We start from the raw sequence: 20,145 nt of genomic DNA, 5'->3' as shown, positions 1-20,145 counted from the left end.
CATGCTGATTGATACGCACGCTCATATTTATTCAGAGGATTTTTTGCACGATGTGGATGAAGTCTTACAACGTGCTTATGATAACGACGTTAAGAAGATAATCCTTCCGAATATTGACTCAGGTTCGGTGAAGCGCCTGCTTGATTTAAACGATGCCTATCCTCATTTGTGTTTTCCGCTAATGGGGTTGCATCCGACATCGGTAGGCGCCGATTATAAAGAAGAACTTCAGGCTGTAGAATACTGGCTTGACAAGCGGAAATTTTATGGCGTAGGTGAAATCGGTATAGATCTGCATTGGGATCGTACATATTTGAAAGAGCAGCAGGATACATTCAGGTATCAGATAAAATTGGCAAAGTCGCATCAGCTTCCAATTGTAATTCATGTACGTGACTCTTTTGATGAAGTATTTTCTATTGTGAAAGAGGAGCAGGATGGAAATCTGAAAGGGATTTTTCATTGTTTCTCAGGAGATGAAGCAGAAGCAAACCAAATTATCGATTTGGGCTTTCTGATAGGCGTTGGGGGAGTTATTACTTTCAATAACAGTAATTTGTCTGAAATAATAAAGAATGTCCCTCTTAAAAATCTGGTGCTTGAAACTGATGCTCCTTACCTGACACCCGTTCCGAAACGTGGGAAACGAAACGAATGTGCTTACCTGGTATATGTTGCGCAGGCAGTGGCAAAAGTTTTTGACCTTTCGGTAAGTGAACTGGCGGAAATAACTTCAGAAAATGCCCGGAATTTATTCCGGATTTAATAGTTTGTTTCAAAATTATTATCGACTATGGTAAAGTCGGACAAAACAAGGCCTTCTGTTTTAATTGTATATACAGGCGGGACTATTGGTATGGTTCAGCGTCCCCATTCAGGGACCCTGACTCCTGTAAAGTTTGACCAGATTAAAGAAGAAGTCCCCGAATTGAATAAATTCGATTACAATATTAAAACCATTACCTTCAATCCAGCTCTTGATTCTTCAAACGTAACTCCGCAAGTGTGGATAAAAATTGCCAAAACCATTGAAAAACATTACAACCAGTTCGATGGTTTTGTGGTTTTGCACGGAACAGATACCATGGCCTACACTGCGTCAGCACTTAGTTACATGTTTGAAAACCTCGATAAGCCGATTATTCTTACAGGCTCCCAGCTCCCTATCGGTACATTGCGCACCGACGGGAAGGAAAACCTGATTACATCAGTTGAGATTGCAGCAGCAAAGGAAAAAGACTCTGCGTTGGTGCCCGAGGTGTGTATTTATTTTGATTTTAAATTGTACCGGGGTAACCGCACAGTAAAACGCGATGCAGATCAGTTTAGTGCATTCCATTCAGTGAATTATCCTGAACTGGCTGTGGCAGGAGTAGATATTCGTTTTAGGAAGGAGTTTATTCATTATCCTGAGAACAGAGGGATTTTAAAAGTCAATACGCAAATCAACGATCAGGTAGTGATTTTGAAAATGTTTCCCGGAATTAATCAGAAAGTATTTGACTCAATCCTTTGTATTCCCGGGTTAAAAGGTGTTGTTTTAGAAACCTTCGGGTCTGGAAATGTACCGACTTCGAGGTGGCTTATCAATTGTATCAGAAGGGCGCTCAAAAAAGATATAGTAATATTGAATGTAACACAGTGTCAGGGAGGCAGGGTTTCAATGGGACAGTATGAAACAAGTATTGAACTTTTGAAATCCGGTGTTATTTCCGGTAAGGATTTGACTACTGAAGCAGCTGTTACCAAACTCATGTTTTTATTAGGACAGGGATTTTCTACGGAACAGGTTAAAATATATCTGAATAAAAACCTGCGTGGTGAAATAAGTAATTAGTACTATAATTTCGTAAATTTTTATTACTTTGCGGCACCTTTTTCTGGCATGCCGGAAAAACCTGGAGAGGTGCAGGAGTGGCTTAACTGGCACGCCTGGAAAGCGTGTGTACTGCAAAACGGTACCGGGGGTTCGAATCCCCCTCTCTCCGCTTAATTTAAAAGAGAACGTGTTATTTCGCATATATTCTGAAAAGTGAATCTGACGGAATTTATTTTTTGCTTTTTCATATGATGGAAGAGGACTTCTGAAAATTCACAATTCAGGAAAAAGCAAGTATACTTATTTGGTAAACAACTGTGAAAATATATTATTCCGGTAAGTTTTCCGCTTGAAGAGAAGCACCCCCCAAAGAAAAGTTCTTTAAAAGTATTGAGGGATATAATTTTTAAGTTGATATATTTGATTTTTTCGCAGGAAAACGTGTTATTTGTTGTGAAAAAATTTATAAAATTCAAAATAGAACAAAAAATCAAGGAGATTATTAATTAAAAATTCAAATTAATTATGAAAAAACTATTCGCGTTAATGGCATTTACCGGAATGTTGCTTTTTATAGCATCGAATGCCGTAGTTGCACAAGACAACACAGCAATGCAAGACACCTCAACTGTTCAGGAAGAGCAGGTGGATATGACAGCTGATCCGGTTGAAGAAGCAGCAGCTGTTGCTGAAGAAGGAAAATCGTTGCACAGTCAGTTGAAACAAAAATTTATTGAAGGTGGACCAACCTTTATGTCGTTCGTATTGATTGCATTAATTCTTGGTTTGGCATTTGCAATTGAAAGGGTATTGTACCTGAATCTTGCAACAAGCAACACCAAAAAACTGTTGGCGAATGTAGAACAAGCACTTGAAAGCGGTGGCGTTGAAGCAGCAAAAGATGTTTGCAGAAAAACACGCGGACCGGTTGCAAGTATTTTCTATCAGGGACTTGATCGTTTCGATCATGGAATTGAAGTGGTTGAAAAATCAATTATTTCTTATGGTGGAGTTCAGGCAGGTTTGCTTGAAAAAGGTTTGAGCTGGCTTGCCCTGTTTATTGCTTTGGCACCGATGCTTGGATTCATGGGAACTGTAATTGGTATGATTGATGCTTTTGATGCTATCGAAATCGCCGGGGATATTTCTCCCGCATTGGTTGCCGGTGGTATTAAAGTGGCTTTGATTACAACCGTATCTGGTTTGTTAGTTGCCATTATTCTTCAGATTTTTTATAACTATTGTGTTTCAAAAATTGACAGCATTGTCAATAATATGGAAGATGCTTCCATTTCATTATTGGACCTGTTGGTTAAACATCAAATGAAAAAATAAGAACTTCTCATGGAAAAAGTAGGAAAAATAGTTACCATTTTATTATGGGTCCTGCTCATTGTTTCAGCGGTTCTTATTGTTTCAATGATGGTTAACATTAGCGAAAATGAGATGGATCCTACAATGGGAAGCTGGATTAATTCCAATCTGGTATGGGCCTATATATTACTGGTTGTTGGTGCTGGAATAGCAGTACTTGCCAGTTTATTTCATATGTTTACTGATATCAAAGCAGCGAAGAAAGGTCTTCTCTCCATCGCTTTTCTCGGAGTGGTTGCTCTTCTCTCATACCTGCTTGCATCAGATGCAATACCCCAGTTTGTTGGAGTACAGAAGTTTATTAACGACGGGACACTTACACAGCAAGTGGCGAAATTGGTAGATGCTGGTTTATATGCAACATATATTTTGTTGGGATTGGCCGTTTTATCTATCGCCTATTCTTCGTTGACCCGTTTATTTAAGTAGTTTAGGTTTGGTAAAAAACAGGAAAATTAATTATGGCTAGAAAAACACCTGAAGTGCCGGCAACCTCGTTGGCAGATATAGCGTTTATGTTGCTCATCTTTTTCCTGGTAACAACCACAATGGACGTTGACAGCGGTTTGGAAAGAAGGCTACCTCAATGGATTGATCCTGAAGAACTCGAAAACGATGACAGGATTAACGAACGAAATGTATTTGTTGTTTTGGTAAACCGGAACAATGATTTACTGGTGGAAGGGGAGTACGCCAATATCGATGACTTACGCGAGCGGGCAAAAGAATTTATGGCAAACCCTTATAATGAGGAAAATTTGCCTGAAAAAGAACCCAAACAAGTTCCATACTTCGGAGAAGTAATGGTTACCAAAGGGGTTATTTCGCTGCGAAACGACATGGATACCAAATACGGGACATATATTGCTGTTCAAAATGAACTGGTTGCTGCCATTAATGAATTGAGAGAAGAATTATCTAAAGAGCAATTTGGAAAATCCTATGAGGATTTGGATAAGGAGCAACAAGAGGCTGTTCGAGAAATTTATCCTTCCAAAATATCGGAAGCTGAACCTAAAAAGGTAGGAGGAAATTAAGTATGAGTAAGTTTAGAAAAAAAGGAGGGAAAGATCTTCCTCCCATATCAACAGCTTCATTACCTGACATTGTATTTATGTTGCTGTTCTTCTTTATGGTAAGTACTACCATGCGGGAGGTTACTTACAAGGTTCAAATTAGACTCCCGGAAGCTACTGAATTGAGCAAGTTAGAGAAGAAATCTCTCGTAAGTTATATTTATGTTGGGGAACCATTACAGCAATACCAAAAAACGTTTGGGCTGGCATCCCGGATTCAGCTGAATGATCAGTTTGCAAATGTAGCTGATATACAAGACTACGTTATTGCAGAAAGAGAAGCTCGTTCTGAGGAAGAAAGACCTCATATGATTACTTCGCTGAAAGTGGATGAAAATACCAAAATGGGTATTGTAACCGATATAAAACAGGAACTTCGTAAATCTGCTGCGTTGCATATTAACTATTCATCGCGCCAGAGAGTGGAAAGATAACAAATGAGTTACGACATAAAAAAAGGAAGCCAATGCTTCCTTTTTTTATGTCTTTATTTTATTTTCATTTTATTTTTTTCACTAGTTGAAGGTGTAACTCATCCAATTGTTCTTTCGATACAGGAGCAGGCGAATCATTCATTACATCGCGTCCGGCATTGTTTTTTGGGAATGCAATAACGTCGCGGATAGAATCAAGTCCTGCAAATAACGATACTAACCGGTCGAATCCAAAAGCAATGCCCGCATGGGGTGGCGCTCCATATTTAAATGCGTTCATCAAAAATCCAAACTGTGCCTTTGCCTGTTCGGGAGTAAAGCCGAGTATGTCAAACATTTTTGCCTGTAATTCCGAATCAAAAATACGAACTGAACCACCGCCAATTTCCACCCCGTTAATAACCAGGTCGTAAGCATTCGCCCTGACTTTCCCCGGCTCTGAATCCAAGAGGGAAATATCTTCGGGTTTGGGTGAGGTGAATGGGTGGTGCATGGCAAAGAAGCGTTTTGTCTCTTCGTCCCACTCCAGTAACGGGAAATCGATAACCCAAAGTGGTTTAAAAGTTCCTTTTTTGCGCAGTCCCAAACGGTTACCCATTTCAAGGCGAAGTTCACCCAGTGCATTTATTGTGGGCTGTTTCTCTCCTGAAAGTATCAGCATTAAATCGCCCGGCTCGGCCTGGAGCTTTTCCGCCCAGGCTTTTAAATCTTCCGGTGAATAAAATTTATCGACAGAGGATTTAAGGCTTCCATCTTCATTGTATTTTACATAAACAAGACCTTTGGCCCCAATTTGAGGACGTTTTACCCAGTTGGTCAGTTCATCTGTCTGCTTTCGCGAGTAACCGGCACAGCCTTTGGCACAAACTCCCCCGATATATTCTGCCGAATCGAAAACGACAAACCCTTTCCCTTTTGCTTGTTCCGTAAGGTCATTCAGTAACATTTCAAACCGGATATCCGGCTTGTCAGACCCATATTTTTCCATGGCAGTGGTATAGGGCATCCGTGGAAAATTATCCACTTCCACATTCAGTACCTCTTTAAAAGCATATTTGGTAAGACCTTCAAAGGTATTCAGAACATCTTCCTGTTCCACAAAAGACATCTCACAGTCAATTTGTGTAAATTCAGGTTGACGGTCGGCACGGAGGTCTTCATCCCTGAAGCATTTTACAATCTGGAAATATTTATCGAAGCCTGCTACCATCAAAAGTTGTTTGAATATCTGTGGAGACTGGGGCAGAGCATAAAATTCTCCGGGATTCATTCGGGACGGCACTACAAAATCGCGTGCTCCTTCTGGTGTTGATTTAATTAGAACAGGTGTTTCTGTCTCAATAAAATCATTTGCCGTGAGAAATGAACGCACCGCATGAGCCATTTGGGCACGTAGTTCCAGATTTTTTCGCACTGCATTCCGTCTCAAATCCAGATAACGGTATTTCATACGCAGATCATCGCCCCCGTCTGTATCATCCTGAATTGTAAAAGGAGGCACAGCCGAAGGACTAAGAATTTTTAATCCTGAAATTTCTATTTCGATATCTCCTGTCGGAATATTTTTGTTTCTGCTGGAGCGTTCGCGAACAGTTCCGGTCACCTGTATAACAAATTCCCTTCCCAGTTCTTCGAGGGTTTTCTTCACCTCTTCGGAAGTGTTTTCATCCGCTACTAACTGAGTGATTCCGTACCTGTCACGTAAGTCGATAAACGACATGGCACCCAAATCTCTCACCCGCTGAACCCAGCCGGCCAGTATTACCTCTTTCCCAATGTTTTCCGGGCGCAATTCTCCACACGTATGTGTTCTGTACATAATACCTTTTTTATGATTCAGTTGCGAAAATAAGAAGTTTTTAGCAATTTCAACCTCTAATTAAAATCCTTTTGAGAATCAATATGATTGAACCGTTTAGCGATGAATATTTTATGAAAAAAGCCTTCTCGGAAGCCCTGCAGGCTTTTGAGAAAGGAGAGGTGCCGGTGGGAGCTGTGGTCGTGGCTAACGGGAAAATTATTGCCCGTGCACACAACTTAACCGAAACACTGAACGACGTAACAGCACATGCTGAGATGCAGGCCATTACCGCCGCTGCTAATTTATTGGGAGGCAAATACCTTGGTGATTGTACCCTGTATGTTACCCTGGAACCGTGCGCGATGTGTGCCGGAGCATTGGGATGGGCACAAACCGGAAAAATCGTTTACGGGGCTTCAGATCCTAAAAGGGGTTTCCGAAAATTTGCCCCTAAAGCTCTTCACCCGAAAACGGAGCTGATTGGTGGGGTTTTGGAAACCGAGTGTTCCGAACTAATGCAGGAATTTTTCAGGGAAAGAAGGTAGCGGCGATTACGATGTCATATTTTCAATTTGAAAGTCTATTTTTTTCAGGTCTTCCCAAAAGGAAGGGTATGATTTGGTGACCACCATCGGGTCATCTATTTCCATTTTGAATCCGGCCAGGGCAAGTGGCGCAAATGCCAGCGCCATGCGGTGATCGTGGTATGTTTTTATAAGCGGGATTTTCCCTTCTGCTGCGGAATCAAAGTTTCCATCCCATGCCAGTTCACCATCTGATGGTTCCGTTAATGCAGCACCAAACTTTGCCAGTTCGTTTTGCAGGGCAAAAATCCGGTCGGTTTCTTTTATTTTTAGTGTCTTTAATCCGGAAAAGTGGAACGGCACTTTTTGTGCCACACACAAGCAGGCAAAGGTTTGAGCCATATCCGGATTTTCCAGAAAATCGAGTGTCAGCTTTTCCGGTTTTATATTCTCTGTTTTGATAAGCAAAACACCATCCTTTTTTTGCTCCGATTTTACCCCGAATTGTTCAAACCAACCGGCAATGGTTACGTCTCCCTGCAGGCTGTCGAGTTGCAGGTTTTTCAAAAGCACTTCGCCCTTTTCCGCCAGAGCTGCAATCTGGTACCAGTAAGATGCGCCCGACCAATCGGCTTCTACGGTAAACTCTCCGGGAAGGTAGTTTTGCTCCGGAACATGAATGATATTTTTATTCCAGTTGTATTGTATCCCAAACCTGGCCATCAGCTTTAAAGTCAAATCAATGTACGACTGCGAGGTGACTTCCCCTTTTAGCTTTAGCGTCAGCCCGTTTTCAATCGTGGGGGCAATCATCAGCAAAGCAGAAATGTACTGACTTGAAATGCTACCGTCCAGTTCCAGTGTTTTGCCTTTCAGGTGTGACCCGTATATTTTAATTGGAGGAAATCCTTCTTTTTCAAGATATTCGATTTTAGCACCCAACTGGGTTAATGCATTTGCCAAAATTCCGATGGGGCGCTGCTTCATTCGTTGCGAACCAGTAACTTCCCATTCACCTACAATTTTGGAAAGAAATGCCGTAAGGAAACGCATGGCTGTTCCTGCATGGCCGATGTCGAATTTATTTTGATTGGAAAACAGCGCTTTTTTCAGTACGCACGTGTCATCAGAGTCCGACAGATTGTGGACAGGGTAGGGGTTGTAGCACAGTGCGTTGATAATTAACACCCGGTTACTGATACTTTTGGATGCCGGAAGGTCAATGTTTCCGTTCACTGTTTTGTTTTGCGTAGATACAATATATTTCATTTTACTGAATGGTTCGGAAATATTCCAATGCGTCAAAAATCAGCTCTTTATTACAGTGTTGGTTGATTTCAATCCGACCTATTTCAGGAAGCAGGGTGAAGTTGATTCTGCCTGCTTCATTTTTTTTGTCGTGAGTCATCAATTCATAAAGGCGTTCAAAGTCATCTTTTTCGATGTTCATCTTTCCGTAAATTGAGAGCAGCCAGTTTGTTATTTTAGTGCATTCCATTTCATCAAGTCCACATTCTTTTACAGAAAGATAAAGCTCGACAATCATTCCCCAGGCCACATTGTATCCATGTAATGCCTGATTTTTTTGTCCCATGCCAAAGCTTTCGAAAGCGTGGCCTACTGTATGCCCAAAATTCAGTGCTTTGCGAATATTTTTTTCTGTTGGATCATGACCGACAAAATATTCTTTCACCTCTACCGAATGTCGTATGATTTCCTGCAAATTCTGGTAATCGATTTTTTTTAGGTTAAAATTTTCCAACTCTTCAAGGTGTGCCGGGCTTTTAATCAAACCATGTTTAATCATTTCAGCAAAGCCGGAAAGAAAATTTTCAGGATCGATTGTTTGCAGAAACCGGGAATTAATAATGACCGCTACCGGTTCTTTAAATGTTCCTATCTCGTTTTTCAGTCCGTTGAAGTTAATACCGGTTTTCCCTCCCACTGATGCATCCACCTGGGAAAGGAGCGTGGTCGGGATATTCAGGAAATCGATACCGCGCTTGAAAGTTGATGCGGCAAATCCTGCCAAATCGGTAAGCATACCACCGCCCAAATTAATAAGAAGCGATTTGCGGTCAGCGCCGTTTTTCGATAAAAACTCCCATATTTCAGTTACTGAATTCAGTTTCTTGTTCTTCTCTCCCGACGTTACAACTACCTTCCGGATAAAATGTTTGTCCAGGAAGGAGTTGAATTGTGGCATCCACAACTGATCCACATTTTCTTCAGTGGCAATAAAAACCTTCCCCTTTTCATACTTGTCAATCCATTGGTTTAATTCGTTTTCAGGAGACGTGGTATAAATTATTTTTGAATAAATTTTTGAATTTCCCATAGTTACCTGCTAAATTGCGGTAAAGTTACAATAAATTTGTTTTGCGGTTTTGTGAGGCATGAATGAGACCGTTATTTTACAAAAAATTATAAAAATGACTATTTCAAATAAACCACAAACCGTTTTTTTGCGACGCCTTTTTTTTCTGGTAAGCCTTGTAATTGCTTTAACAGCACTGGGTTTGTTCCTGCTTGATTTCACCCTTTACGGCATCGCAGCGGTAGGCGTTTTTGCATTATGGTTTCTGTTTTTCCAGGTGGCCGACTACCAGTTTATCGAATTCAACGATGCTAATGATAGAATTGTATTAAGGTATTACAAAGCTGTTCGTTTTGGTAAAACAAGTTTCAATTCGATTGAATTTCCTCAGCAAATATTGCATAACGCCCATTTTGAAAATTCGTTCTTCGGAAAAATGTCTGACCTTACCCTTATTGTGAAAACCAGGCGTGGTATGGCAGAATATCCGTCGGTGAGTTTAACTGCACTTCCAAGGGAAGAAAGAAAAAGGTTAAAAGAAAGGTTCTTACAAATTATGGGTGTATAGTTTTTCAGTCGTTTAATTTTCCCTCGAAAACATGATGAAAAATGAACTATTCTATAAAGTAGCGCTTTCACTGGCACCAGGAATTGGAGGCGTGTTGGCGCGTAACCTGGTGGCATACACCGGCAGCGCCAGGCAGGTATTTTCAGAACCTCACAAAGCTTTGGTTAAAATTCCCGGAATTGGTGAGGTGAATGCCAAACGATTAAAAAACACCAGCATTTTTGACAGGGCAGAAAAAGAATTGGCTTTTATTGAAAAGAATAATATCAATGTTTGGTTTTACACCGATAAGAATTACCCGAGACGATTGAAGTCCTGTCCTGATGCACCTGTTATTCTTTATTCGAAGGGGAATATGAACCTTGATGAACAGCGGGTGGTAAGTATGGTGGGAACACGGAATGCCACTGATTACGGGAAAATGATTTGTGACCAACTCATTCATGCTTTTTCAGAACGAAATTATTCGGTGTTGGTGGTGAGTGGTTTAGCTTACGGAATTGACATTCATGTACACAAATCGGCCTTGAAATATAATATTCCAACCGTAGCTGTGGTCGGGCATGGAATGGATAGAATTTATCCGTCGTTACACGCTGATACTGCCCGAAAGATGCTCGAAACCGGAGGACTGATTTCCGATTTTCCCAGCGAAACTTCCATTGACCCCTCCAACTTTGTCCGGCGTAACCGAATTGTTGCGGGGCTGGCCGATGCCACTATTGTGGTTGAGTCGGCAGAAAAAGGAGGAGCGCTGATTACAGCTGAAATGGCTTCGTCATACAACCGCGACGTATTTGCTTTTCCGGGGCGAACCGACGAACCGTATTCCAGAGGTTGTAACAAACTGATTCGGTTGAACGGTGCCAGCCTGATTCAGGGAATCGATGATTTGGAATATTTTATGGGATGGGAAACCACTGAAAAAGAAAAAGTGGTGCAGCCAATGTTGTTCGTTGATTTATCTCCTGAAGAAGAAAAAGTGGTTGAGTTGTTGAAAAAAGAAGGCGATTTGTTTATTGACCAGATTTCGGCTGAACTGAAAATTCCGGGGAGCCGGGTTTCAGCATTGCTGCTAAATATGGAGTTTAAGAATTTACTGGTGGCTTTGCCGGGGAAGATATACCGGTTGAAATAGTTTAACTATTCTGTTGAGTTACAAAAAACGAAAAAGAATTACCCTGCTGTAATTTGAACAGGATAAAATTAACATTGTCGAATTTAATGAGCGGGTATAAGAACTGATTTAGCGGCTTAGAGTTCGTGAGCGGGAATACGTACAACCCTTCCTTCGTCGTCCGAAACAACCAATTCAAGGTTTCTTACTTTTTTTGTTTGAATAAGTCTTTCCTGATAGATTTCAAGACCCTTTAAAACCTTCTCCCTAATTTCATTTCTATTTTTCATCTCCATCAGCCATAATTTTTAAGCGGTCAAATTTAGTAATATTTTTTATAATGCTCGATTTACTTTTTATTCCTTCAGCAATTAGCTCAGAAGACATTTTTTGGGAGTTGTCAAAAATCATCCAGTAATCACTGATGGGGATGTAGATATTGAAGAGGTTTCTTATTCCTGCATAGTACCTTCGGGCAATAACATGTTTGTGAACGTGGTGGCCTCCTTCAAATACCCGGTTTTCAACGCGTTCGTAGGCCAGCTCAACCGAATTTAGCCAAAAAAATATGAGTGTGGTTTGGTACCCTGATTTTTTTGAATTTTGAATCGTATTCCGAAATGTTCTGGATGATAAGGTCGTTTCAAACGCAAAATCTTTTTGAAGAGGAATAAAATCACTGATTCTTTTTAACATTAACCGGCCTGCTTCAATCGACGACAATTCCGGGTTTAACGGAGAAAGGCCACGCGCAATTTCATCTGCATTAATAAAAATATCGCAATGTAGCATTTCCGGCAATACGGTAAAGGATGCCGTTGTTTTTCCTGCGCCGTTACATCCGGCAATAATATATAAATTTGGCATATTCGTAATTCTGGGTTAAAGATATAAATTAAACCTAGAATCAATTCGGGTTGCAATCAATCAGGTTTTCCTATTTTTGTACCATGAGAAAAACATTCGAAGAGCTTAAAATTGCCAAGTCGATACTGAAGTTGTTGGATGATATCGGTTTTATTGAGCCAACTCCAATTCAACAGGAAGCCATTCCGAAAATCAATTCGGGAGCTAATGTTGTGGGGGTTGCCCAAACCGGGACCGGCAAAACGGCAGCTTACCTGTTACCGTTGCTTACCAAACTCCGGAAACCCGAGGGAAATGATCCGCGTGTTGTTGTATTGGTGCCAACCCGGGAACTTTCTATTCAGGTGGGAGAAGATGTGGCAGAACTGACTTCCAGGTCGGAGTTGCGGCATGCCGCGATTTTTGGGGGGATTGGCTGGACCAAACATGCTGAACTGCTTGCGCCCGGTGTCGATTTGCTAGTAGCCACTCCGGGGCGGTTAATGGATTTGTACCATGCCGGGGCTCTGTCGTTGAAAAAGGTGAAGTATCTGGTAATTGATGAGGCTGATCGTATGCTCGACATGGGGTTCCTTCCGCAGTTGCGCAAGCTTTTCGAAATACTTCCTTCTAAAAGGCAAAATCTGCTGTTCTCAGCTACTTTTTCAGAAAGTGTGGAAAGCCTGGCGACAGAGTTTCTCGATTACTTTGAAAAACTCGAAATGGCACCTTCGGCAACGCCTGTTCAGGAGGTAAAACAAATAGCTTATAAGGTTCCCAATTACCGTACGAAATTGAACCTGCTCGGGCATTTGCTGGCCGATGAAGAAACGTTTTCGCGGATTATTATTTTTGTAAAAACCAAGGAACATGCCGACGGGGTTTTCAAAGTTATTCAGCGGAAAGTGGAAGGCGAAAAGCGAATTTTGCATTCGAACAAGGGACAAAATGCCCGGATCAATGCCATCCGTGCGTTTAAGGACGGAGAGGTGCGTATTTTAATTACCACCGATGTTTCTGCGCGTGGTTTGGATGCCAGTCAGGTAAGCCATGTAATTAATTTCGATGTGCCTCCTAATTATGAAGATTACGTGCACCGGATTGGGCGAACTGCGCGTGCAGGTAACAAGGGCGATGCTATTACACTCATAGATTCGTCGGAAGAGTGGCACTGGAAGAAAATAGAAGAGTTGATCCGGATGGAGATACCGCCGCAGGAAATTCCACAGGGGGTAGAGGTTGTAGAGACAGATTTTGACCAACGTCAGAGTCAACTCCGGGAAATTGACCGTCAGCGGAAAATCGATGATCCTGACTACCAGGGAGCTTTTCATCAGCGGAAGAAAAGGGATAAATCAAAACGATCGTTTGAAGACAAGTTTAAACGCACTAAGACCAGGCAAAAACGTTCAAAAAGAAGAAGGTAGTACTTCTTTATAGGGATCGGCGAATTTTATTCGCCGCTTTTTCTGCGATTAAAAATCGTAGTTCCCGGGCGCTACGCCTGCAGCAGGTTCAACGTTGCTTCTGCTTTAACTTCTCCGTTTACAACAATCTGCAGTTTATGTTCTCCGGGAAAATGTTTCCGGGTGGACACGTTGGCAAATGAATGTTGCTTTTCTACTCTGTGGATTCCCTTTTTCAGTTCAGACTCCCGGATTTGAAATACCTTGGGTGATGTTTTTCCAGAAGATTTTACAAAATGAAGAATGTATTCCAGCCTCACTTTTTGGTTGGCGGCTGAATTCAGTTCCAAATCAAACGAAAAAAGCAATTTCTCTCCAACCTTCGGGGAACTGGTTGACAACTTCAGGTTTTCAATTTTTATCTTGTCCGGGGTGGCAAACCCAAACAGCAACATGGCTCTTTTGTTTCCCTGTTTCAGGAGTGTACGGCAGGCATGTTTAATAATCCAGTCAGTACCTTCAGACTTGCCATGCCAACGTTCACATAAATCCAAAACCAGTTTGGGATGGTCTTTGGAAATATCGTTCAGGTTATTGGCCACGCTCTTTCTTACAAACAGTTCCGGATCGTTTTTCAGCATTTCAAGAATGGGAATGATTGGAGACGGATCTTTTTTCAGCGCCGGGACACCTGCTCCCCAAGGCAATCGCGGCCGGCACCCTTCGCTTGCAAAACGCCTTACCCTGAAATCCTCGTCTTCGGCCCATCTGTACATGTATTCCATCGCCTTTTTCAGGTTTTTATTTAAAAACGGGCGAATCGCAAATTCAGAAGTGCCACATTTTGTTAATACACCCAGCGCCGGCAGTGAAATGTCCCAGTGGTCTTGCCCGTAAACTTCCACGTAGTCGGGCAATACAATTGTTTCAAAACCTTCTACTTTGGGAACAATAGCCTGCAGAATTTCAACGGCCTGATGAAAACCGGCGGGTAAAAATTTGCGAAGGCAGAGTGTTGTGTGGCGCATCTTTTCTTTCAACTCCCTTTCCGGCCATTTCTTGTCACACACGGCGGCAACAAACTTTTCTGCTGCAAATGGAGGATAAGCTATTTGCAGCAGTTCTGCAAACTTTTTTACTTTTTCGGGAGGAAACAGAATGTCTTTTAATTTTTCGGGCATGACTTTGCTGTTTTCATGTTTTGGACTTGGGTTTTGCCTAAGTTATCCCTTCGGGGAATGTTACGGTATAATGAATTTATCCAGTTTCTCAAAGAGTTGTTTTTTCTCTTTTAAAAGTTGTTTATATTCTGTAAAGTTAAACCATTTTAACCAAAGCAATCTGCACCTTCCTTTGGTTTTTCGCAATAGAATGTACCAGTTGAAAGCCAGTTTTCCGGCAAAGGGCAGGCTGATTAAAAAAGCAATTTTCAGCCAAAATCCGGGGATGAGCCACGAAACAGCAAGCAGTTCCAGCAGGTAGAATAATGGAAACAGAATAAATCCTGCTACGAGGAAGAAAGTACTCCAGAACGAAGGATCTTTTACCTTTTTTCGTATAACCCGGTCAATAAGAAAAAACGGTATGGCATTAAACAGAAAACCATAAATAAACACCGGCAAACTTATCAGCAGGAACAAGGTGTTTGCAACGACTCGCACAGAATGGTTCTGTTTCCTGTTGATTAACCAGCTTTTCAGTTTTAGCCTTTCTGTTTTTTCATACATATTGTTTGCTGTGGTCACCAACTTTTCGGTTTCATCAGGGAAATTGGTTTCCGCTTCTTCGAGAAGGTGAACCAGCTTCTGATCCGATTTGAACAGGTTCAGCGCAGAATATTTTTGATTCAGCCGCTTCAAAAAACGGCGACCATACATTTCGCGTATTTTTTCAAAATCGGTATAATATTTTTTGCTTTTGATGTTGATGATAAGTGGGAGGATGCCATCATAAATTTTTGATTTTAAGGCCATTACTGCCGCATTTGGGTTCTGGCTGTGTGTTTCCATAAAATCTTTAACAGGGATGGGGTCCCCGAAATGAATCATGACCGTGCGGTTGAATTTCCAGTAATGACTGTAATATATTCCGGTGGGAATGATTTGAATATCGAGTTGATTACTGGTTTTCTCTTCGGCCATAAAAACGATGCGTGGCACGGCTTTTTTATGTGCCAACATCTGTCTTTTTGCCGAGTGGGCAGCTTCAGGAAAGAGTGCCAGGGCAAAATTGTTTTCCAGCACTTTTATAGAGTTGGCAAAAGTTTGTTCGTTTTTATCCAGGTTCTCTTTCCCGTCGCGCAGGCGGTAAACCGGCATAATTTTCAGGAATCTCAGGATGGAATCCACGATTTTTGATTTTCCGAAAATATCGGCCCGCGCCAGCCAGACAGGTTGAAAACGTGTATTCAGCAGTACAGCCATGGGATCGCTTAGTGCATTCTGATGATTGGGGGCAAAAACGATAGGTTTGTTTTTTGGAATTTTCTCTTTGCCGGTGACTACCGTCTTTTTGTGGATCAGCCAGTCGGCAAAAATGATGTACTGCTTTAGAAACCAGTACCCCAGCGACCATTTTTCGTATTTCATCTTACAGCAGGTTGGTATAACGGCTTTTTCGACCACAAACCGGAGAGCGCCAGTCCACTGATAATATGCCACACGCCCCACCAGGCGGCAATTACAGTCATTCCGCCCAACTCAAGTTCCGGAGGGAATATTTTCGGGTTGAACATGAGTACCAGGGCCAGTCCTGAATTTTGAATGCCTGTTTCAATGGTAATGGTTCGCCGATCGATGCGGGGTAAACGCAGCAAAGAACTGAAGGAAAAACCAGTTCCCAGCGCCAGGGCATTGTGGATTAAAACAATCAGGAAAACGATATGAATAAACCGTATAAAGTTGCTGAAATTGGCTGATAACAAAATAATTACAAACCCGATAAAAATGACAATGGAAAGTTGCCGGATAGGTTTTTTTATTTTTTTTGTGAGGCGGGGAAAATACTGGGAGAAGAAAAGGCCCAAAATAACCGGAATGCCGAGCAGAATGACTACCGTTTGTACCATTTGCAAAAAGTCAATCTCTATTGGGACAAGGTAATTTCCGGCACCGGCTGCATTGTAATATTTCAGGTACAGTTTTCCCCAAAGGGCAAAGTTAAGCGGTGTCATAAATGTAGCGGCCAGGGTGGCAATGGCGGTTAAGCTTACTGAAAGGGCTACATTGCCTTTGGCCATGGCGCTCATGAAGTTGGAAATATTTCCTCCCGGACACGACGCAATCAGGATCATTCCCAGGGCCACAGTGGGCGTGGGATGAAGTACCAGAATAAAGGCAAAAGTAACGGCGGGCAGCAAAATAAACTGTGAGACCACACCGGTTAACGCCGATTTGGGTTTCATAATAACGTCTTTGAAGTGATGCCACTTGATATCGAGCGCCACACCAAACATGATAAAAGCAATGGTGACATTCAAAGCAAGCAGGCCGGAGGGGGAGAAATTTAACCTTACATGGTCAAGGACTTCCAGCGCTTCGTTCATATTAATATATTTTTAAAGATACCCGAAAATAGGAAAACAAACGGGAACGGCAATAAAGTGCGTGTTAAATTAGGGAAAGGGATGTTTTGTGTTTCGATTTTAAGAAGGGGACTGAAATATTTAGTTTCTCTTAATTCGGACTTTCTCTAAATAGATGAAAATTCCTGCTTTTTTATTTTTTTACTCCCTTTTTTTCTAAGAAGTTATCTTTTTTAGCTGCAAAGTTTCCGGTACAATTTTAGGATTGGATATTTTTTGAATGTCCGGACTTTTTGCGTTTTTTTGCCCAATCAAAGGGAGAGTTGCCGGAGTGGTCGAACGGGGCAGACTCGAAATCTGTTGACCTGCTTTGCGGGTCCGGGGGTTCGAATCCCTCACTCTCCGCAGAAACATTGGGTTGTTTGAAGAATATCATACAACAAAAAACGTCAGGTCTGTGAAGGCCTGACGTTTTTTATGGAGCTAAAAATCAAATCATTTAATTTCCAAGCAGTAGTTTTTTTAAACGGTCATGCACGTCCGTATTTTCCATGATTCCAATAAATTCTTCGGCGCCGGGGCCGTAAGCCAAAATGGGGACCATCAAGCCGGTGTGGCTGTTGGTAGCATATCCGCCCTTTACCATACCGGTTTCAAAGTTGCCGTCCAAAACAGCCATCCCTCCGGTTTCATGATCGGCAGTGACAACAATCAGCGTTTCTTTGTCTTTTGCGGCAAATTCAAGTGCTTTTCCAACGGCACGGTCAAAATCAAGCACTTCATCAATGACCTGGATTGTGTTTCCGGCATGGCCGCCCCAGTCAATTTGAGAACCTTCAACCATTAAAAAGAATCCTTTTTTGTGGTTACTTAAAATATTGATAGCCGTTCCGGTTGCCAGGGGCAGCATATCGCCGCGTTCCTTCAACCCGGGATTATGCTCAGGAGCTGTTAAACCTGCCAGTTTTCCCTTTTTAACTCTTTTAATTTTATTGATATCCTGCTCTACGGTATATCCTTTCTGCTTAAGCTCTTTGACAAGGTTCCTCCCGTCTTTCCGCTTGGTGAAATGGTCGTATCCTCCGCCAATAAAAACGTCGATATCGGTTTTCAGGAAATCGCCGGCAATTTCTTCATACATGCTGCGTTTTTCCTGGTGTGCAATAAACGATGCCGGCGTGGCATGCGTAATGGCCGATGTGGAAACCAGTCCGGTTGCCAGTCCGTTTTCTTCGGCTTCTTCCAGGATGGTTTTTAACGGCTTTTTATTTTCATCCACACTGATGGCGCCATTGTATGTTTTCTTTCCGGTGGCAAGTGCAGTGCCTCCTGCTGCCGAGTCGGTAGTATATTTATTGGACGAAGCTGTTTTTGAAAAACCGATGTATTTCAGGTTTTCGAGGAAAAGACTGCCTCTATTGGCTGTTAGCCCAGCAAAAATGTGGCTGACTCCCATGCCGTCGCCAATCATAAAAATAACATTTTTGGGCTTTTTGTTTTTGAAATCCTGCCGGAATATTTCTACCTCATACGATTCTCCTCCCTTGTAGAGCTTTTCGTCTTCTTTTGCCCTGGCATCAAGGTACTCACTTTGGGCAACCGATGCGAAGCCCGTAAAAAGGGCAATCAAAAAAACCAGTGCTTTCTGCATCATACTTTCTGTTTTTATATTAATAGAGTTAATGACAAATTTTGACCTGCCAAAATAAACAGAATATGCGGGGAGAAGTTTGCAAACTGACGGGAAAAATGTAAAACTTTTGTTAAAGTTGTTAATCGTTCCTGAATTTTTCGAGTTCGGTTCTGTCAAATTCCTCATTCAGGATAAAACGGGTTCCATCCCTTGATGTAATTATATTGATGACCCCTATAATAACAAAGTTGCTTAGAATCTCTTCCGCCTTTTTGCGTGTAATATGGGCCAACCGGATAAATTTTGAAAATGAAATACTGTCATTTTTTTGGAGGTACTCGATGAGGAATTTTTCATCGCTGGAAAACGAAAAATGAATGCCGTGGGGGCTGTTTTGCTTTTTCCAGACTTGCAGTTGAATTTTATGGGCGAGCATGTTTTCATCTTTTACCCGGATGTAGGCCAGCCATTTTCCGTTTTCGTCTTTTGCAAAATGAGGTTTTTCCCCGCTGGGGCTGACATTGATTTCAAGTACTGTTTTCCCTTCAGATTGCCATTGCCGGGTCGAAAAAGTGACAGGTGGTTTACTGTAAATTTTAGCGGCCGATTCTACCATGTAATATTCTTCGTCGGTGCTGATGCCTATCACTTTGCCATTATCCTTCACCCCGATGAGCAATCGTCCGCCATCGGTATTGGCAAAGGCTACCAGCGATTTGGCAATTTTTTTTGAGTCGTTGATGCAGTATTTAAAGTCCTGCTGCTGGTGTTCGCCTTCCTCTATTAATTTGTAAAGCGATGCATTCAATTTATTTAAATTTCAATTCCAAAAATAACCCGGGCTAGGTATCCCAACCCAAATGAAATCAACCCGACAACTGTGCTCAGCATAACCATCTCGCCGAATCGTTTTTTGAAAGGCTGATCGTTCGCCACCGAAATATAGTAACTAAACAGAAAAACGATAAATACGGAATTAAAAACGGCCCAGGCGAGACTCATCCATGGTGAGTCTAAAAGCAAAAAGGGTGTAACCAGAAAGAACACGGCAAAAATGTAGGCTACTCCTGTAAAAATAGCTGATTTTATGGCTCCCTCGGTTTTTCCCTCCGATTTGTTGGACAGGTATTCGGAAGAAGACATGGAAAGCGCCCCTGCAATGCCGGCAATAATTCCGGCCAGGGCCACCAGCCGGTTGTTCTGCAGGGCGAATGTCAGCCCCGCCAGTGTCCCCAGAATTTCAACCAAGGCATCGTTTAGTCCCAGAACAATGGATCCAATATATTTTAACTTGTCCTCTTCAATTAAGGATAAAAGTTCTTTTTCGTGCTCGTTTTCTTCGTTGCTTATTTTTATTGCCTCCGGTATTTCTTTCCCTATTTCCCGGTAGTTTATTTGCGCCTGTTCTTCGTTGCGCTCCATAAGTTTCAGGCCGAATGTCAAACCAAAAATACGCGCTATCCAGAAGTATTTTATAATATTCCACCTGTTTGCACCCACTTCCCGTCCACTGTATTTTTTCCAGATTTTGTAATGGCGAAGTTCATCATTGGCAATTCGCACGAGTAGTTCTTTGTTTTTTTGCAGGCGTGCTTTTCGTGCCAGTTTGTTATACAAATGGTATTCGGTTATTTCATTCCGCTGTGCCTGGATAATTTGTTTCCGCACCAGAGGAGGGAGTGATTTTATTTCGCCTATGGTTTCCAT

The 20,145-nt window shown here is 41.9% G+C and carries 21 protein-coding genes and 2 tRNA genes; 12 read left to right on the top strand and 11 right to left on the bottom strand.

The window, feature by feature from the left end:
• Position 1 precedes the first annotated feature (1 nt).
• The 7 genes from D1164_RS03850 (at position 2) to D1164_RS03820 (ending at position 4,703) form a co-directional block, all read left to right on the top strand.
• Positions 2 to 766 carry a TatD family hydrolase gene (locus D1164_RS03850; protein WP_119348612.1) on the top strand — a complete coding sequence of 255 codons (765 nt, stop codon included), beginning with the start codon at positions 2 to 4 and terminating at the stop codon, positions 764 to 766.
• Positions 767 to 793: 27 nt separating this feature from the next.
• A complete protein-coding gene (locus D1164_RS03845; RefSeq protein WP_119348611.1) occupies positions 794 to 1,837 on the top strand; it encodes an asparaginase in 1,044 nt (347 codons plus the stop codon).
• 63 nt (positions 1,838 to 1,900) lie between these two features.
• A tRNA-Ser gene (locus D1164_RS03840) sits at positions 1,901 to 1,988 on the top strand.
• 356 nt (positions 1,989 to 2,344) lie between these two features.
• Positions 2,345 to 3,154, top strand: coding sequence for a MotA/TolQ/ExbB proton channel family protein (locus D1164_RS03835; protein WP_119348610.1), 810 nt, complete (start codon positions 2,345 to 2,347; stop codon positions 3,152 to 3,154).
• Positions 3,155 to 3,163: 9 nt separating this feature from the next.
• The gene (locus tag D1164_RS03830) at positions 3,164 to 3,622 is read left to right on the top strand and encodes a hypothetical protein (RefSeq protein ID WP_119348609.1); all 459 of its coding nucleotides are present in this window, start codon (positions 3,164 to 3,166) and stop codon (positions 3,620 to 3,622) included.
• A gap of 32 nt (positions 3,623 to 3,654) precedes the next feature.
• Positions 3,655 to 4,230 (top strand): biopolymer transporter ExbD, encoded by a 576-nt coding sequence (locus tag D1164_RS03825; RefSeq protein ID WP_119348608.1) that lies wholly within the window; start codon positions 3,655 to 3,657, stop codon positions 4,228 to 4,230.
• A gap of 2 nt (positions 4,231 to 4,232) precedes the next feature.
• Positions 4,233 to 4,703, top strand: coding sequence for an ExbD/TolR family protein (locus tag D1164_RS03820; protein ID WP_119348607.1), 471 nt, complete (start codon positions 4,233 to 4,235; stop codon positions 4,701 to 4,703).
• 64 nt (positions 4,704 to 4,767) lie between these two features.
• Here D1164_RS03820 and aspS read toward each other — a convergent pair whose 3' ends face one another.
• Positions 4,768 to 6,522, bottom strand: a complete 1,755-nt coding sequence (gene aspS, locus D1164_RS03815) for an aspartate--tRNA ligase (protein WP_119348606.1) — start codon at positions 6,520 to 6,522, stop codon at positions 4,768 to 4,770.
• A 71-nt stretch (positions 6,523 to 6,593) separates the two neighbouring features.
• Between aspS and D1164_RS03810 the strand changes: the two genes are divergently transcribed.
• Entirely contained in the window at positions 6,594 to 7,049 is a 456-nt protein-coding gene (locus D1164_RS03810) for a nucleoside deaminase (protein WP_262707157.1), read from the top strand.
• A 6-nt stretch (positions 7,050 to 7,055) separates the two neighbouring features.
• On the opposite strand, the gene D1164_RS03805 is transcribed toward D1164_RS03810, so the two are convergent.
• Both D1164_RS03805 and aroB read right to left on the bottom strand, forming a co-directional pair.
• A complete protein-coding gene (locus D1164_RS03805) occupies positions 7,056 to 8,297 on the bottom strand; it encodes a 3-phosphoshikimate 1-carboxyvinyltransferase (protein WP_119348604.1) in 1,242 nt (413 codons plus the stop codon).
• A 1-nt stretch (position 8,298) separates the two neighbouring features.
• Complete coding sequence (aroB, locus tag D1164_RS03800) at positions 8,299 to 9,366, bottom strand: 3-dehydroquinate synthase (protein WP_119348603.1); 1,068 nt, start codon at positions 9,364 to 9,366, stop codon at positions 8,299 to 8,301.
• 94 nt (positions 9,367 to 9,460) lie between these two features.
• Between aroB and D1164_RS03795 the strand changes: the two genes are divergently transcribed.
• Positions 9,461 to 9,913, top strand: a complete 453-nt coding sequence (locus D1164_RS03795) for a hypothetical protein (RefSeq protein ID WP_147372015.1) — start codon at positions 9,461 to 9,463, stop codon at positions 9,911 to 9,913.
• A 31-nt stretch (positions 9,914 to 9,944) separates the two neighbouring features.
• Complete coding sequence (gene dprA, locus D1164_RS03790) at positions 9,945 to 11,051, top strand: DNA-processing protein DprA (RefSeq protein WP_206610910.1); 1,107 nt, start codon at positions 9,945 to 9,947, stop codon at positions 11,049 to 11,051.
• A 116-nt stretch (positions 11,052 to 11,167) separates the two neighbouring features.
• Here dprA and D1164_RS03785 read toward each other — a convergent pair whose 3' ends face one another.
• Complete coding sequence (locus D1164_RS03785; RefSeq protein ID WP_147372013.1) at positions 11,168 to 11,326, bottom strand: histidine kinase; 159 nt, start codon at positions 11,324 to 11,326, stop codon at positions 11,168 to 11,170.
• Positions 11,310 to 11,897 carry a zeta toxin family protein gene (locus D1164_RS03780; protein ID WP_119348600.1) on the bottom strand — a complete coding sequence of 196 codons (588 nt, stop codon included), beginning with the start codon at positions 11,895 to 11,897 and terminating at the stop codon, positions 11,310 to 11,312. The genes D1164_RS03785 and D1164_RS03780 overlap by 17 nt, the downstream gene beginning before the upstream one ends.
• 83 nt (positions 11,898 to 11,980) lie before the next feature.
• Between D1164_RS03780 and D1164_RS03775 the strand changes: the two genes are divergently transcribed.
• A complete protein-coding gene (locus D1164_RS03775) occupies positions 11,981 to 13,303 on the top strand; it encodes a DEAD/DEAH box helicase (protein WP_119348599.1) in 1,323 nt (440 codons plus the stop codon).
• Positions 13,304 to 13,374: 71 nt separating this feature from the next.
• Here the strand turns inward: D1164_RS03775 and D1164_RS03770 are convergent, their stop codons facing one another.
• From D1164_RS03770 to D1164_RS03760, 3 genes are read right to left on the bottom strand one after another with little or no spacing between them, the layout of a single operon-like run.
• Positions 13,375 to 14,463, bottom strand: coding sequence for a DNA alkylation repair protein (locus D1164_RS03770; RefSeq protein WP_119348598.1), 1,089 nt, complete (start codon positions 14,461 to 14,463; stop codon positions 13,375 to 13,377).
• A 60-nt stretch (positions 14,464 to 14,523) separates the two neighbouring features.
• Positions 14,524 to 15,870, bottom strand: coding sequence for a 1-acyl-sn-glycerol-3-phosphate acyltransferase (locus D1164_RS03765; protein ID WP_119348597.1), 1,347 nt, complete (start codon positions 15,868 to 15,870; stop codon positions 14,524 to 14,526).
• Positions 15,867 to 16,826 carry a bile acid:sodium symporter family protein gene (locus tag D1164_RS03760; protein ID WP_119348596.1) on the bottom strand — a complete coding sequence of 320 codons (960 nt, stop codon included), beginning with the start codon at positions 16,824 to 16,826 and terminating at the stop codon, positions 15,867 to 15,869. Before D1164_RS03760 ends, D1164_RS03765 begins: the two co-directional genes overlap by 4 nt.
• A 296-nt stretch (positions 16,827 to 17,122) precedes the next feature.
• Between D1164_RS03760 and D1164_RS03755 the strand changes: the two genes are divergently transcribed.
• A tRNA-Ser gene (locus D1164_RS03755) sits at positions 17,123 to 17,210 on the top strand.
• A 94-nt stretch (positions 17,211 to 17,304) separates the two neighbouring features.
• On the opposite strand, the gene D1164_RS03750 is transcribed toward D1164_RS03755, so the two are convergent.
• The 3 genes from D1164_RS03750 to D1164_RS03740 all read right to left on the bottom strand — a co-directional run bounded on the left by D1164_RS03750 (position 17,305) and on the right by D1164_RS03740 (position 20,145).
• Positions 17,305 to 18,459 (bottom strand): alkaline phosphatase, encoded by a 1,155-nt coding sequence (locus D1164_RS03750; RefSeq protein ID WP_241558248.1) that lies wholly within the window; start codon positions 18,457 to 18,459, stop codon positions 17,305 to 17,307.
• 118 nt (positions 18,460 to 18,577) lie between these two features.
• Positions 18,578 to 19,246 (bottom strand): AlbA family DNA-binding domain-containing protein, encoded by a 669-nt coding sequence (locus tag D1164_RS03745; protein WP_119348595.1) that lies wholly within the window; start codon positions 19,244 to 19,246, stop codon positions 18,578 to 18,580.
• Positions 19,247 to 19,251: 5 nt separating this feature from the next.
• A complete protein-coding gene (locus tag D1164_RS03740) occupies positions 19,252 to 20,145 on the bottom strand; it encodes a VIT1/CCC1 transporter family protein (protein WP_119348594.1) in 894 nt (297 codons plus the stop codon).

The sequence above is a fragment of the Mariniphaga sediminis genome, from assembly GCF_003573545.1.
Lineage (GTDB): Bacteria > Bacteroidota > Bacteroidia > Bacteroidales > Prolixibacteraceae > Mariniphaga > Mariniphaga sediminis.
This window is presented reverse-complemented; position numbering and strand designations above follow the sequence as displayed.

What these genes read in the sequence shown, in the direction of transcription:
- D1164_RS03850 (WP_119348612.1), top strand. Translation starts at nt 2, where the DNA reads ATGCTGATTGATACGCACGCTCATATTTATTCAGAGGATTTTTTGCAC.
- D1164_RS03845 (WP_119348611.1), top strand. Translation starts at nt 794, where the DNA reads ATGGTAAAGTCGGACAAAACAAGGCCTTCTGTTTTAATTGTATATACA.
- D1164_RS03835 (WP_119348610.1), top strand. Translation starts at nt 2,345, where the DNA reads ATGAAAAAACTATTCGCGTTAATGGCATTTACCGGAATGTTGCTTTTT.
- D1164_RS03830 (WP_119348609.1), top strand. Translation starts at nt 3,164, where the DNA reads ATGGAAAAAGTAGGAAAAATAGTTACCATTTTATTATGGGTCCTGCTC.
- D1164_RS03825 (WP_119348608.1), top strand. Translation starts at nt 3,655, where the DNA reads ATGGCTAGAAAAACACCTGAAGTGCCGGCAACCTCGTTGGCAGATATA.
- D1164_RS03820 (WP_119348607.1), top strand. Translation starts at nt 4,233, where the DNA reads ATGAGTAAGTTTAGAAAAAAAGGAGGGAAAGATCTTCCTCCCATATCA.
- aspS (WP_119348606.1), bottom strand. Translation starts at nt 6,522, where the DNA reads ATGTACAGAACACATACGTGTGGAGAATTGCGCCCGGAAAACATTGGG.
- D1164_RS03805 (WP_119348604.1), bottom strand. Translation starts at nt 8,297, where the DNA reads ATGAAATATATTGTATCTACGCAAAACAAAACAGTGAACGGAAACATT.
- aroB (WP_119348603.1), bottom strand. Translation starts at nt 9,366, where the DNA reads ATGGGAAATTCAAAAATTTATTCAAAAATAATTTATACCACGTCTCCT.
- D1164_RS03795 (WP_147372015.1), top strand. Translation starts at nt 9,461, where the DNA reads ATGACTATTTCAAATAAACCACAAACCGTTTTTTTGCGACGCCTTTTT.
- dprA (WP_206610910.1), top strand. Translation starts at nt 9,945, where the DNA reads ATGATGAAAAATGAACTATTCTATAAAGTAGCGCTTTCACTGGCACCA.
- D1164_RS03785 (WP_147372013.1), bottom strand. Translation starts at nt 11,326, where the DNA reads ATGGAGATGAAAAATAGAAATGAAATTAGGGAGAAGGTTTTAAAGGGT.
- D1164_RS03780 (WP_119348600.1), bottom strand. Translation starts at nt 11,897, where the DNA reads ATGCCAAATTTATATATTATTGCCGGATGTAACGGCGCAGGAAAAACA.
- D1164_RS03775 (WP_119348599.1), top strand. Translation starts at nt 11,981, where the DNA reads ATGAGAAAAACATTCGAAGAGCTTAAAATTGCCAAGTCGATACTGAAG.
- D1164_RS03770 (WP_119348598.1), bottom strand. Translation starts at nt 14,463, where the DNA reads ATGCCCGAAAAATTAAAAGACATTCTGTTTCCTCCCGAAAAAGTAAAA.
- D1164_RS03765 (WP_119348597.1), bottom strand. Translation starts at nt 15,870, where the DNA reads ATGAAATACGAAAAATGGTCGCTGGGGTACTGGTTTCTAAAGCAGTAC.
- D1164_RS03760 (WP_119348596.1), bottom strand. Translation starts at nt 16,826, where the DNA reads ATGAACGAAGCGCTGGAAGTCCTTGACCATGTAAGGTTAAATTTCTCC.
- D1164_RS03750 (WP_241558248.1), bottom strand. Translation starts at nt 18,459, where the DNA reads ATGATGCAGAAAGCACTGGTTTTTTTGATTGCCCTTTTTACGGGCTTC.
- D1164_RS03740 (WP_119348594.1), bottom strand. Translation starts at nt 20,145, where the DNA reads ATGGAAACCATAGGCGAAATAAAATCACTCCCTCCTCTGGTGCGGAAA.